We start from the raw sequence: 13,531 nt of genomic DNA, 5'->3' as shown, positions 1-13,531 counted from the left end.
GTTTCTCTGGCCAGCCCCGGCGCAGAAATATTAGAAATATAGATAAATATCAATATGATATACCTTTTTCTGAGCTGGTTTCGGATTGGCATTTCTCGTCCTAATGTTGGACCGTGTAACGAATCTCCGGTCGCGGATTTGGTGTCGTCCGGCCGATCTGGCCGATGGCGTGGCTAATTCCGGTTTGGACGCGAGGGCGATCGATGGCTGCTATGCGCCCAATCTAAGCCGTTCAGCCTGGTGCATCGTCATCCCGAAACCTGACATCCGTTCATCCAGCTCTGAGCGGCACTCGGATGACCGACTTTGGGACGAAGCCGTCATTCCGGTATCGCCAATCGAACGTCCGGCGTTGCCAGAATCAGACGTTCGAGTGCGGTGTTTTCTTGTACCTCCAAAATGCATGGGGCGTCAGAATGCGGTTCGCACCCGATAGGACCGCCCTCAGTATGAGGGCGTCCAGTGTTGTTGCGCCAGAGCAGCCTCGAAGCGCAGTCGCAGAGGGTCCGAAAACCCCGAGTCGACATGGCCAGCGAACCGGATCAGGCCCGCGATATGTTCGACCATTCCGGTCATCGCATCGAACTTCCGGGTGGCCGCATGCCGTGCGAGGCCAAATTTCTCGATGCCGCGCACATGATCCGTGACTTTTTGTCGGAAATCGCGAGTAAGCCGCGGTCGATCGCGGTCGACCAGCAAGCCCAGTACCACTTTGCGCGCGCCCGGTGGCACGACCGAGATCTTGCGCTCGTGAAGGCGGAAGCCGTGCTTTGAGAGCGCGGTACGAACGTCTTCGACCAGCGACATCGCGAGTGCCCGATCGAACCCCGAAGCCGAGCCCGAAAACGTTATGTCGTCGGAATAGCGGGTAACGACAAGCCCCGTGCGCTTGGCCAGCGCGGCGAGCTCTATGTCGAGCCGGCGGCAGACGAGGTTCGACAGCATCGGGCTGGTGGGAGCACCTTGTGGAAGATAGCCCGTGTAGTCCCGGGCATAGAATGCAGGTCCGCGCCTCTGAGGATTTGCGACCGACCGACGCTTCACCGACTCATCAGGCGGATTGACCCATGGTCTGGTGCACAGTCGAGCGAGCTCAAACGATACCAGCGGCTGGTAGCCGATTTCGCGGAAGACCCGGTAGACCTTCCGCTCCGGGATGTTCTCGAAGAAATCGTGGATGTCCAGCTTGAGCAGCCAGCCGGCGCCGGCATGCTGGCTGGCGCATTTCACGATCGAGCTTCCTTTTGCATAGGCGTGGCTGATCTCATGGACGTGGCGACCGCGAAGGATTTCGCGGACGATCCAGCGCTGAACCGCCATGAGGTTCGGATCCGGGACCGCGATCCGGCGACCACCGCCAGAGCGCTTGCTGATCGTGAAATCACGATAATGCTCGCCAGTCCGACTTGCCACCGCGTGTCGCAGCCAATGCCGTGAGATGTCTGTGCGGAAGGCGAGATGAGCGAGCGTCAGGATCGCCGGCGCCCCGGCGGTTTCTGGCGGCTGCGACTGGATCAGCGCGTTGTCGAGCGTTTCGAGCGAGCGTCCCCGCCTCAAGCCTTCGGTCCGGTACGTGTGGGGCGAAACGGCGATCAACCACTTTGACTCAGATTGAGGCCGAGGTGGAGCGGACGTGGCCAGGCCACGTAGGTCCCTGAGTCCGCTTCACCCTGGCCGATCACGGCGATGCCTTCTCCCAGGCGAAGTGCGACGCACCAGCCCGCTCCGAGAACCCCGGAGCAATGTCTGGCCTCACGGCCGGCGGGAGGCTGGATGATCACCGTTCCGCCCTCAACTGCGTTGGATAGTAGGGATCGTTGTGGTTCGGCAAGACCGGTGTCGGCTGAACGGCGCGGCGACGTGCCAGTTCGACCATTCCCGCGTCTGTCAGGCGCCCCGAAGCGCCTACCAGATTCAGGGAGCGGGCAAGCGCCAGAAGGCGCTTCGCCTCGGCGATCGAGACGTCAGCCGTTTCGGCGATCTGCTCCGGCCGCTTCACTCGGTGGGCGATCAGTTCGATGATGGCACCGAGGCGCTTCGCTCCCTCGGCGCCCGCGTGCGGTTCCTGCGGAGGACCAGGCCGCATCTGGAACAGACCGAGCAGGTCGCGCGGCACCGCCTTGTACTCGAACAGGCTATTCCAGCCATCAAAGACCTTCCATAAGACCTGCGGCATATTATTCGGGGCAGTATGCTCGAAAGCGATTAAGGCCCGACTATTCTCGAAGCCGAACGTCCAATCGATTTTCCGCGATTTCTTGCGCTTCGGAAAACGCCCCCGCTTTGAGCCACCGGGTCGCGGGGGACCCCCTCGGCATAGTGCCTCGACTTCCGCCAGTTGCTCGGGAGTCCAACCGGCTCCGGCAAAAGTCGGACAGGCATGCAGGATGTGCACGTTCTGGTCGCCAAAACGGCGCCTTAGCCGCGCGATCGCTTTCTGGGTTGCTGCGTATGCGGCAACATGGACGGTGAGGAAACCGCCGGACGTCCAGCTGCGAATGGTAGCGTGGCGACGTAGCGCGCGATCGAACTTCAGAATTTGGGATCCTGACCCCGAAAAATCATCGACAAGGAGAATGGTGGGCGCCCTCGTTCCTCGCATGAGGGGCAGATCGAGCGCTGGCAAGATAGCTGTCGCCGAAGCCGGCTGCCGTTGAACGCCACGGATCACGTTGGCGATGACCGCCTCGCTACCCGGGAGGGCGGGCTCGATGATGGCGTAACCTCCGTCACGCCCTTCGGCATGGGCGGATTCGCCCTTTGGCACCTCGCGTGCCGGGAAAGCCGCGACAGGGCCTGGGAGGCGTGCGGCAAGGTCTGCGACCAGGTCGCCAAGCTCGCGACGCAGATCCGTGCTGCTCACAAGTCGCAGGCCGTCGACGAGCAACATCGCCGTCTCGCGCCTTGCAGGCGTGAAGTTTTCCAGCCATTTGGCTACGCGCGGATGGTCGATGCGTTTCAAGCCGCCACCTTGGATTCATTGAAGATGGAAATCCAGAGAAGCTGGTCGTCTAAATCCGTTTGCACCTCGCCTCACCAGACCGGACGGGGGCGTGCATCTCCTAATCAGCTCCCAGCCTAGACCATGCGGACACCCCTCGTCAGAACGACCATGCGCAGCGCGTTGGCCGGATGCAATTGCCGGTCCTCATCGAAGACATCAGTTTGTCGGCCTCTTGGTCGCTGAAGTCGATCAGAACTCGACCGAGAGTTTGGCCTACGCGGTTGCCTGCGACGATCGCCTCCAGCCCGCCCAGCGTTTTCCGCGTGGACTGCGGCACGGCGGCTGCACGCGCGCAGCCGCGTGACCGGCGAGGCCCGACTAGCGATGGGGCGCAAAGTCGATCGGAGTGGCAGCTTTGGCGCCTTGCTGCTGGGAAGCTATCAACCTTATGAATGGCTGGTTCGGGCGCGAGCTGCCATCACGAATCCGCGCTGAAACGGCGTAAGCTGGTCGCTAACTGCCCGCCAATCGGGCGAGCCCGAACGGCGGCTATCCACATTGGCGCGCCTGAACCCGCCCGTCTGCAATCGGCCCAATCCCGGTCATCAAGTTTCACCGCTATCGATCAATAGCAGCGATATGACCACGCACGCCCCCGCACCCACCAACCTTGCCATCCCCACCCATTTCCCCTACTGCCCGTTTTTCAGGCACATCATGACAGCAACTCTATCCCCCATCCAGATCGGACCCGTCCGGATCGAACGCCCCGTCGTGCTCGCGCCGATGACGGGCGTGACCGATATGCCGTTCCGCAAACTCGTGCGCCGCTATGGCTCGGGCCTCAACGTGACTGAAATGGTCGCAAGCCAGGCGGCGATCCGCGAAACGCGTCAGTCACTGCAAAAGGCCGCGTGGGATCCGATTGAGGATCCGGTGTCGATGCAACTGGTCGGATGCACGCCTTTTGAAATGGGTGAGGCGGCGAAGCTGAGCGAGGATCGCGGCGCCGCGATCATCGATATCAATATGGGCTGCCCGGTGCGCAAGGTGACCAATGGCGATGCCGGATCGGCACTGATGCGCGATCTCGACAATGCCGGCGCGATCATTCGGGGCGTGGTCGATGCGGTCAGCGTGCCGGTGACGCTGAAGATGCGCATGGGCTGGTGTCACGACAGCCTCAACGCGCCGGAATTATCGCGCATCGCCGAGGATCTTGGGGTAAAGCTGATCACTGTGCATGGCCGCACCCGTAACCAGATGTACAAAGGGAGCGCCGACTGGGCGTTCATCCGCCGGGTGAAGGACGCGGTGAGCGTGCCGGTGATCGCCAATGGCGATATCTGTTCGATCGAGGATGCCGAGGCGGCGCTCGAACAGTCCGGTGCGGATGGCGTGATGATCGGTCGTGGCGCCTATGGCCGGCCATGGCTGCTCGCGCAGGTGATGGAATGGTTCGCCAGCGGTCGGCGCTTGCCCGATCCGACTGTCTCGGAACAATATGACGTCATCGCAGAGCATTATGATGAAATGCTCGCACACTATGGCATCGAAACCGGCGTCAACATGGCGCGCAAACATATCGGCTGGTACACGCGCGGGCTGCACGGCTCGGCCGAGTTCCGTAACCGCGTCAACCAGATCGCCGACCCCAAGGTCGTGCAGGCGATGCTCGCGGAATTCTACGCGCCCTGGCGTACCCAGGCGGCAGCGTGACGTCATGACCGCGCCGGACAATGTTGCCGGTCCGGAATTCTCGCATCTGTTCGCCGCGCTGCCGGTGGCGGTGCTGATCGTCGATCCCGAAGGCAGGATCGCCCATGCCAATGCCGATTGCGAGACGCTGCTCAACCTGTCTGAGCGAGCGATGATCGGCCAGCCGCTCGAATCGGTGTTGCACTCGCCGCGCGCCGATAACGGCCGTGACAGCCATGGTTTTGCCGCGTTCGATATCGAGGTCGAAACCGCGCGGGCAGGGCGGGTGCGAGTGGATTTCATCGAAACCCTGGTCGCCGATTATCCAGGCTGGCGGACAATCACCTTGCATCACGCTGCCGCGTCGCGTCGCATGGGGCATAGCGCGGACCGCGCCTCCGCCGCGCGCGCCGCGGTCGGCGCGGCGGCGATGCTCGCGCATGAGATCAAAAACCCGCTCTCGGGCATCCGCGGCGCGGCACAGCTGCTCGCCGGCGGCGGGGAGGGGGCGGAGGAGCTCACCACCCTGATCACCACCGAAGTCGATCGCATCGCGGCGCTGATCGACCGCATGCAGGATTTCACCGACACACGCCCGCTCAACCCGCTGCCTGAGAACATCTATCCGCTGCTCGATCATGCCCGTCGCGTGGCGCTGGCCGGCTTCGCGCGCGACGTCACCATCGAGGAACGCTTCGATCCGTCGCTGCCGCCGGCCCTGGTCGATCGTGACGCCATGCTCCAGGTGATCCTCAACCTGCTCAAGAACGCGTCGGAGGCGATGGTGCAGCAGGCCGATGCGCGCATCACGCTGTCCACCGCCTTTCGCCACGGCATGGCGGTGAGCGCCGCGCCGGGCCGCCCGCGTCAGCCCTTGCCGATTGAGATCTGCGTGATCGACAACGGTCCCGGCGCGCCGGCCGACATCGCCGACCATCTGTTCGACCCGTTCATCTCGGGCAAGCCGGAGGGGCAAGGGCTTGGCCTCGCTCTGGTCGACAAGCTGGTCCGCGACATGGGCGGGATCATCCAATATGCCCGCGAGGGGATGCCCGAAGCGACCGTCTTCCGCATCCTGTTGCCGAGAGGAAGTTCATGATCGGCTCCATCCTGGTTCTCGACGACGATACCGCGATCCGTACCGTCGTCGCGCAATCGCTGCGGCGAGCGGGCTATGACGTCATGACGGTGGCGACATTGGCCGAGCTCGATGTCCAGTTGGCGATCAAGCTGCCCGATGTGCTGATCTCGGACGTGGTGCTGCCCGACGGCAATGGCCTGGACCGGGTCGCACGGCTGACCGCCGAGCATCCTGAGCTGCCTGTGATCGTGCTGTCGGCACAGAATACGCTGAGTACCGCGGTGCGCGCCAACGAGGTCGGCGCTTATGACTATCTGCCCAAACCGTTCGACCTCGACGCTCTGTCGCGTGCTGTACAGGGCGCGCTGGCGCGACGGCAGGGCGCACCGTTCGTATCGGTCGATGCGGAGGATAGCGCGCTGCCGCTGATCGGCCGGTCGCCTGCCATGCAGGACGTCTACCGCGTGATTGCCCGGGTCGTGTCTAACGATCTGACGGTGCTGATCTCGGGCGAATCCGGCACCGGCAAGGAACTGGTCGCGCGCGCAATCCATGATCTCGGCACGCGTCGTCGCTCGCCGTTCGTCGCGCTGAACATGGCGGCGATCCCGCGCGAACTGATCGAGGCCGAGCTGTTCGGTCATGAGCGCGGCGCATTCACCGGTGCACAGGCGCGATCCGCCGGCCGCTTCGAGCAGGCAGCGGGCGGCACGCTGTTCCTGGATGAGATCGGCGACATGCCGATGGAGGCGCAGACACGGCTGCTCCGCGTGCTGCAATCGGGCGAATTCACCACCGTTGGCGGCGCGCGCACGATCCGCGCCGATGTCCGCATCGTCGCTGCGACCAATCGCGAACTGGCGCAACTGGTCAGCGGCGGGCAATTTCGCGAGGATCTGTTCTACCGTCTCAACGTCGTGCCCGTCATGCTGCCCGCGCTCAGAGCGAGGCGGCAGGATATCGCGCTGCTCGCCCGGCATTTCCTCGATAAAGCGGCGGAGAGCGGCTTGCCGCGCAAACAGCTCGATCCAGCCGCGATCGTCGCGCTGGAGAATTACGACTGGCCGGGCAATGTTCGTGAACTCGAAAATATCATGCGGCGCATGGCGGTGCTCAGCCGCGACGAGCGGATCGACGCGGACGAGGTGCGCGCGATGCTCGGCGGCAATGCCGCGACGCTGGCGGTCCTCGAAGGCGATCCCGGAATCGAGGCGGCGGTGCGCGCGCGACTCGAACGCATGGCGCGCGAGGAACCGGCGGCGCTCGATGACGGGTCGCTTTACGACCGCATCATCGGCGAGGTGGAGCGGCCGTTGATCGAAGCGATGCTGGCTCGTCACGGCCAAAATCAGCTGCGTGCCGCGCGCGCGCTGGGAATCAATCGCAACACATTGAGAAAACGCCTCGATATGCTGGGTATCGACCCCACCGCTGGGCGGTCGGCCGAGGCCGATATCGGCTGAGAGGTTAGAATCTGTGTTCTAATTACAACTATATCGTTGTATCAAAGACACGATGCACGCCGGATTGGCACCTTCGACTGAGCTGAAAACGCCGAACCGACGGTTCAGTGTCACGCCGTTTGTCGAGCTGCTCGTATTGGGCGGTGCGATCGCGATCGCGGTCGGCACCTATTTTGTCGTGACCGGTGGCGAGGCGCCACAACGCTCGCTGACCCCGACGATCATCGCGCTGTTGCTGGTCGCGAACCTGCTTCCGGGAATCGCGCTCATGGTGCTGCTCGGGCGTCGCGTGGCGATGAAGCGCGCGGCGCAATCGCCGCTGCGCGGGCGTGGAAGGCTTCATGTCCAGCTGGTTGCAATGTTCTCGGCGGTCGCTGCGGTGCCGACCCTGCTGGTGGTGATCTTCGCGTCGCTGCTGTTCCAATATGGTGTCGAATTCTGGTCGTCGGATCGGGCGCGCGGGATGCTGGAAAATGCGAGCACGCTGGTGCGCGAGAATTACCAGCGAGAGCTTAGCCGCGTCGCTGACCAGACCAGGACGATGAGCGGTGACCTGGCCGCTGACCTGCGCCAGCTGCCGATCGACAGTCGAAAATTCAGCGAAGCGCTCTTCATCCAGACTTACCGGCGAGAACTGTCGGAAGCGATGATTCTACGCAGAGACGAAGAAGATCCACTGGTCGTACTGAACCCGTATGACCGTCCGCTCCGGAATGTGGTCACGGTCCAGATGATGGACGATATTGATCGCGGCGCACCCTATGTTTCTATTCAGGATAAGGACCGGACCGGCGCCGTCGTCCCGCTCGACTATGGCAACCACACCTATCTCTACACCGCCAAGGTGTTCGACGAGCAACTGGCGGCGCAGCTCAAGCGTGGCGACGCCATTCTGGCCGATTATCGCGTGCTGCAGTCGCGTTCGCGCGCGCTGCAATTGCGCTTCAATGCCGCTTTGCTCGGCATTTCGCTGCTGATCGTCGGCATTGCGGTGTGGATCGCGCTCGCCGTGGCCGACCGGCTGGTGCGCCCGGTCGGCGAGCTGGTCGCCGCCGCGCGCCGGGTCAGCGACGGCGACCTGACCGCGCGCGTGCCCGCGCCCAAGACGGAGGATGAGGTCGGCACGCTGGCCAATGCCTTCAACCAGATGACCGGGCGGCTCGAAGAACAGACTGGCGCGCTCGAAAGCCGCCGCGCGCTGATCGAAGCGGTGATGTCGGGTGTGTCGGCCGGCGTCGTCTCGATCACCATCGACGGCACGATCCGGTTGATCAACCGCTCGGCGACCGAATTCCTCAACACCGGCGACAGCAATCCGGTGGGCCGCCAACTCAGCGTCGTTTCACCCGAACTGGCCGCGTTGATCGGCAGCGACGCGCGCGACGCGATCGTCGAGATCGATGCCGGCGGCGAGGCGAAGACGCTTGCGGTCAAGATCGCGCGATCCGAGGACGGGCCGATCCTGACCTTCGACGACATCACTCAGCAATTGCTCGATCAGCGCCGCGCCGCCTGGTCGGATGTCGCGCGGCGCATCGCGCATGAGATCAAGAACCCGCTAACCCCGATTCAGCTCGCCGCCGAACGGCTGCAGCGCCGTTACGCCAAGCAGATCGCGAGCGACGACGGGACGTTCTCACGACTGACCGAGACGATCATCCGTCAGGTCGGCGATCTGCGCCGCATGGTCGACGAATTCTCCTCCTTCGCGCGCATGCCCAAGCCGCTGTTCCGGCCCGAATCGATCGGCGACATCGCCAAGCAGACGCTGTTCCTGCACGAGGTGGCGCATCCGGCGATCCGCTTCGCACTGATCAACGACCAGCCCGGCATGGAACTGGTGTGCGATCGCCGTCAGATCGGTCAGGCGCTGACCAACATCGTGAAGAACGCGGTCGAGGCGATCGAGGCGGCGAACAGCGAAGCCACGGGCGAAATCACCATGACGCTGAACGGCGAAAATGGCCGTTCGATCGTGATCCGGATTGCCGACAATGGCGTGGGCCTGCCGGCGGCCCGAGACCGGATCGTCGAGCCCTATATGACGACGCGCGCGCGCGGCACCGGCCTTGGCCTGGCGATCGTCAACAAGATCGTCGAGGAGCATTGCGGCACGATCTCGTTTGGCGACCGGGACGGCGGGGGCACACTCGTAACCATGACATTCGACGCGGCGGCATTGTCTGCGCTGGATGCCGGCGATGGCGCGGACGCCCGCGCCGTCGACAGCGACGATCGTCGCCCCACCGAACTCACACGAAATCGGACCTGACCAATGGCACTCGATATCCTTATCGTCGACGACGAACGCGATATCCGCGAACTCGTCTCGGGCGTGCTCGAAGACGAAGGTTATGAAACGCGCAGCGCGGCGGACAGTGACGCCGCGCTCGAGGCGATCGCGGCGCGCCGACCGTCGCTGGTGCTGCTCGACGTGTGGCTGCAGGGATCGCGGCTCGACGGGCTCGAATTGCTCGACGAACTGAAGCGCCGTGATCCGTCGATCCCGGTGCTGGTCATATCCGGCCATGGCAATCTTGATACCGCTGTCGCCGCGATCCGCCGCGGCGCCGCCGACTTCATCGAAAAGCCGTTCGAGGCCGAACGGCTGTTGCTGATGGTCGCGCGCGCGACCGAAACCGAGCGCCTGCGCCGCGAAGTCGCCTCGCTCCGCGCGACGGTTGGCCGCGACAGTGACCTGACCGGCAGCTCGACCGCGATCAATGGCGTGCGCGCGACCCTGAAGCGGGTCGCCTCGACCGGCAGCCGCGTGCTGGTGATGGGCGCCGCCGGCGTCGGCAAGGAAGTCGCCGCGCGCCTGCTCCACGGCTGGAGCCAGCGCGCCGATGCGCCGTTTGTCATCGTCAGTGCCGCGCGCATGACGCCCGAGCGGGTCGAGGAGGAATTGTTCGGCGTGGAGGAGAGCGGGGGTATCGTCCGCCCCGGCCTGCTCGAACAGGCACATGGCGGCACGCTGTTCCTTGACGAGATCGCCGATATGCCGATCGCGACCCAGGCACGAATCCTGCGCGTGCTGACCGATCAGAGCTTCAGCCGCGTCGGTGGCCAGCGCATCGTCAGGGTCGATGTCCGTGTCGTCTCGGCGACTTCGCGCGACCTGATACAGGAAATCGCCGAGGGACGGTTCCGTGAGGATCTTTACTATCGCCTGAACGTCGTGCCGGTACTCATCCCTGGCCTATGCGAACGGCGCGAGGATATCCCGGCATTGGTCAATCATTTCATGGCGCACTACGCCTCCGAACGGCGTGTGCCGACGCCGGAAATCGCGCCCGACGCTATGGTCGCGCTGCAATCCTATGAATGGCCGGGCAATGTCCGCCAGCTGCGTAACGTGGTGGAACGCACGATCATCCTCGCGCCGGGTGACCGGATCGGACGGATCGATCTCGACCTGTTGCCGGCCGAAGTGCTGGGCGAGCCGGGCGAGATGGGTGGGGGAACCAACGCGATCATGGGGTCGCCGTTGCGCGAGGCGCGCGAAACGTTCGAGCGCGAATATCTTCGTGTTCAGATCAGGCGCTTTTCGGGCAATATCTCGCGCACCGCGCACTTTATCGGGATGGAGCGCTCGGCGTTGCACCGCAAACTGAAGCTGCTCGGCATCACCGAGACGCGCGAGGATTAAATCGAATTCATTCGCGACCAGTGGACGCGAGGATGTCTCATCCCTAGATTAGCGAAAGGTGCCAGATAGCGCCCATCTGACGCCGGGAACCGGCGCAATGCGGTAAACTTCCGCCAAGAACAAAGGATCGACCGATGGCCGACAAGCAAACTTCTCTCCAGGATCTTTTCCTCAACGCGCTGCGCCGGTCGAAGACACCGGTGACGATGTTTCTCGTCAAGGGCGTGAAACTGCAGGGGATCGTCACCTGGTTCGACAATTTCTCGGTATTGCTGCGCCGTGACGGCCAGTCGCAGCTGATCTACAAACACGCCATCTCGACGATCATGCCGTCGGGCGCGGTCGATGTCGCCGCGATCGTCAATGCGGTCGGCGAGGCGCAGAAACGCACGCCGCTGCTGCAGGAGATTTTCCTCAACGCGGTGCGCAAGTCGGACGACAATGTGACCATGTTCCTGGTCAATGGCGTCATGCTTCAGGGCCAGATCGCGGCGTTCGACCTGTTCTGCATGCTGCTCCAGCGCGACGGCATGTCGCAGCTCGTCTACAAGCATGCCGTGTCCACCATCCAGCCGGCGCACCCGCTGAATTTGGCTGACGAAACAACGGATAGTGACGAAGATTGACCACAGGTTTTGAACGTGATCGCGATGAATTCTCGCGTGGTGCCCGTGCTGTTATCGTGTTTCCCGAACATGGTGCCTCCTCGCGGGACGTAGCCGCGCGCCTGGAGGAAACGGCCGGGCTGGCCGCAGCGATCGGCGTGATCGTCGCGGAGAAAATCTCCTACCGCGTCCGTGCGCCGCGCCCCTCGACCCTGCTCGGCAGCGGCCAGGTCGAGATGCTCGCCGCGACCGTGCGGATGGAGGAAGCCGAGCTCGTCGTGTTCGACGCCTCGCTGACCCCGGTGCAGCAGCGTAATCTCGAAAAGGAACTCGGTGCCAAGGTCATCGACCGGACCGGGCTGATCCTCGAGATTTTCGGCGAACGCGCCGCGACCGCCGAAGGGCGGCTGCAGGTCGAACTGGCGCATCTCGATTATCAGGCGGGGCGGCTGGTGCGCAGCTGGACCCATCTCGAGCGCCAGCGCGGCGGTTTCGGCTTTCTCGGCGGGCCGGGTGAAACGCAGATCGAGGCCGATCGCCGGCTGATCCGCGACCGGATGGCGCGATTGAAGCGCGAGCTCGAACAGGTCAGCCGCACGCGCGGTCTGCACCGCGAACGCCGCCAGCGCGCGCCCTGGCCGGTGATCGCGCTGGTCGGCTATACCAACGCGGGGAAATCAACGCTTTTCAATCGCTTGACGGGTGCTGACGTCATGGCGGAAGACCTGTTGTTCGCAACGCTCGACCCCACATTAAGGCAGATCAGCTTGCCCGGACTCGACAAGGCAATTCTGTCGGACACCGTGGGTTTCGTCTCGGAGCTACCAACCCAGCTCGTCGCCGCGTTCAAGGCGACATTGGAAGAGGTCATCTCGGCCGATGTGCTGATCCACGTCCGCGACATCGCTCATCCCGATACCATCGCACAACGCACCGACGTCGAAGCGGTCCTGCAGGAAATCGGCGTCGCGCCGGAAACGCCGCGGCTTGAGGCGTGGAACAAGCTCGACCTGCTCGACCATGACGAACGCACAGAATTGCTCGGCGAAGCGGAGCGCCGCGACGATGTGGTCGCGATTTCGGCATTGAGCGGGGAAGGGGTCGATACTCTGATCCAGACCGTCGCGGCGATGCTGACGCAGAATCATCGGCGTTACAACATTACGCTGGATTCAGCCGATGGCGCTGGCGCGGCCTGGCTGCATGCGCATGGCGAAGTGATCGAGCAAGCGGTTGAAGGTGAACAGGCGATCTATCAGGTACGCATGTCGCCACGCGATTATGACCGGTTTAGTCAGCGCGGCGTTTGACCGCCTGCCATAAAGCTTCCTTCGAATCGAGATCGAGCCCGGCAAAGCTGTCGCCGGCATCCGCCTCCATCGCCTTGAAGCGCGTTTCGAACTTGGCATTGGCCGTGCGCAACGCCGCTTCGGGGTCGACTCCGAGATGCCGCGCCCAGTTGACCACTGAAAAAAGCAGGTCGCCAACTTCTTCCTCGCGCTGATCGACGGTGGCGGCATCGATCTCGGCGATCTCCTCAATCACTTTCGCACGCGGTCCCGCCGCATCGGGCCAGTCGAATCCGGTACGCGCCGCGCGTTTCTGCAGCTTCTCGGCACGGAGCAGGGCGGGGAGGCCGATTGCGACACCATCCAGCGTGCTTGATTCCCCCTTTGCCGCCCGCTCCTGGGACTTGATCTGCTCCCACAGATAATGACCGCCCTCAGCCGCGTCGCCGAAGATATGCGGGTGCCGTCGTTCCATCTTGTCGCTGATCGAAGTCGCCACGTCGGGTAGTGCGAACAGGCCGGCTTCCTCCGCCATACGGCTGTGGAACACGACCTGGAGCAGCAGATCGCCGAGTTCGTCCTTGAGATCGGCCATATCGCCACGGCCGATCGCATCGGCGACCTCATAGGCTTCCTCGATCGTGTACGGTGCGATCGTCGCGAAGGTTTGCACGCTGTCCCATTCGCAGCCACCAACCGGATCGCGCAGCCGCGCCATGATCGTCACGAGACGATCCATCGGGCGATCGATCGCTGTAGGGGAGCCCTGCTCGTCGCTCATGATCTAAGTCCGATAATATAC

9 protein-coding genes and 1 pseudogene are annotated in these 13,531 nt (G+C 63.5%); 7 read left to right on the top strand and 3 right to left on the bottom strand.

The genetic code is table 11. The annotated features are described in order from the left end of the window. Positions 1-444 precede the first annotated feature (444 nt). Positions 445-1,596, bottom strand: coding sequence for a reverse transcriptase family protein (locus tag ACVWZA_RS05380; protein ID WP_457310144.1), 1,152 nt, complete (start codon positions 1,594-1,596; stop codon positions 445-447). Positions 1,597-1,777: 181 nt separating this feature from the next. Continuing rightward, positions 1,778-2,962, bottom strand: a complete 1,185-nt coding sequence (locus ACVWZA_RS05375) for a phosphoribosyltransferase-like protein (RefSeq protein WP_457310143.1) — start codon at positions 2,960-2,962, stop codon at positions 1,778-1,780. A gap of 699 nt (positions 2,963-3,661) precedes the next feature. Here ACVWZA_RS05375 and dusB point away from each other — a divergent pair. The 7 genes and pseudogenes from dusB (at position 3,662) to hflX (ending at position 12,750) form a co-directional block, all read left to right on the top strand. Then, positions 3,662-4,663 (top strand): tRNA dihydrouridine synthase DusB, encoded by a 1,002-nt coding sequence (gene dusB / locus ACVWZA_RS05370; protein WP_457310142.1) that lies wholly within the window; start codon positions 3,662-3,664, stop codon positions 4,661-4,663. A 4-nt stretch (positions 4,664-4,667) separates the two neighbouring features. Then, complete coding sequence (locus tag ACVWZA_RS05365; protein WP_457310141.1) at positions 4,668-5,741, top strand: two-component system sensor histidine kinase NtrB; 1,074 nt, start codon at positions 4,668-4,670, stop codon at positions 5,739-5,741. Beyond that, positions 5,738-7,186 (top strand): nitrogen regulation protein NR(I), encoded by a 1,449-nt coding sequence (gene ntrC / locus ACVWZA_RS05360; protein ID WP_457310140.1) that lies wholly within the window; start codon positions 5,738-5,740, stop codon positions 7,184-7,186. The genes ACVWZA_RS05365 and ntrC overlap by 4 nt, the downstream gene beginning before the upstream one ends. A 52-nt stretch (positions 7,187-7,238) precedes the next feature. Further along, complete coding sequence (locus ACVWZA_RS05355) at positions 7,239-9,458, top strand: sensor histidine kinase (RefSeq protein ID WP_457310139.1); 2,220 nt, start codon at positions 7,239-7,241, stop codon at positions 9,456-9,458. A 3-nt stretch (positions 9,459-9,461) separates the two neighbouring features. Next, the gene (ntrX, locus tag ACVWZA_RS05350; protein ID WP_457310138.1) at positions 9,462-10,835 is read left to right on the top strand and encodes a nitrogen assimilation response regulator NtrX; all 1,374 of its coding nucleotides are present in this window, start codon (positions 9,462-9,464) and stop codon (positions 10,833-10,835) included. 107 nt (positions 10,836-10,942) lie between these two features. Beyond that, a pseudogene (gene hfq, locus ACVWZA_RS05345) lies at positions 10,943-11,461 on the top strand (RNA chaperone Hfq); the annotation flags it as partial. Continuing rightward, entirely contained in the window at positions 11,458-12,750 is a 1,293-nt protein-coding gene (gene hflX / locus ACVWZA_RS05340) for a GTPase HflX (RefSeq protein WP_457310137.1), read from the top strand. The pseudogene hfq and the gene hflX, both read left to right, overlap by 4 nt. On the opposite strand, the gene mazG is transcribed toward hflX, so the two are convergent. Continuing rightward, the gene (mazG, locus tag ACVWZA_RS05335) at positions 12,731-13,510 is read right to left on the bottom strand and encodes a nucleoside triphosphate pyrophosphohydrolase (protein ID WP_457310136.1); all 780 of its coding nucleotides are present in this window, start codon (positions 13,508-13,510) and stop codon (positions 12,731-12,733) included. The genes hflX and mazG overlap by 20 nt on opposite strands. Positions 13,511-13,531: the final 21 nt, after the last annotated feature.

Source organism: Sphingomonas sp. UYAg733 (genome assembly GCF_054057355.1).
This window is presented reverse-complemented; position numbering and strand designations above follow the sequence as displayed.

Excerpts from the sequence above, each read along its gene's own strand:
- dusB (WP_457310142.1), top strand. The coding sequence starts at position 3,662 with ATGACAGCAACTCTATCCCCCATCCAGATCGGACCCGTCCGGATCGAA.
- ACVWZA_RS05365 (WP_457310141.1), top strand. The coding sequence starts at position 4,668 with ATGACCGCGCCGGACAATGTTGCCGGTCCGGAATTCTCGCATCTGTTC.
- ntrC (WP_457310140.1), top strand. The coding sequence starts at position 5,738 with ATGATCGGCTCCATCCTGGTTCTCGACGACGATACCGCGATCCGTACC.
- ACVWZA_RS05355 (WP_457310139.1), top strand. The coding sequence starts at position 7,239 with ATGCACGCCGGATTGGCACCTTCGACTGAGCTGAAAACGCCGAACCGA.
- ntrX (WP_457310138.1), top strand. The coding sequence starts at position 9,462 with ATGGCACTCGATATCCTTATCGTCGACGACGAACGCGATATCCGCGAA.
- mazG (WP_457310136.1), bottom strand. The coding sequence starts at position 13,510 with ATGAGCGACGAGCAGGGCTCCCCTACAGCGATCGATCGCCCGATGGAT.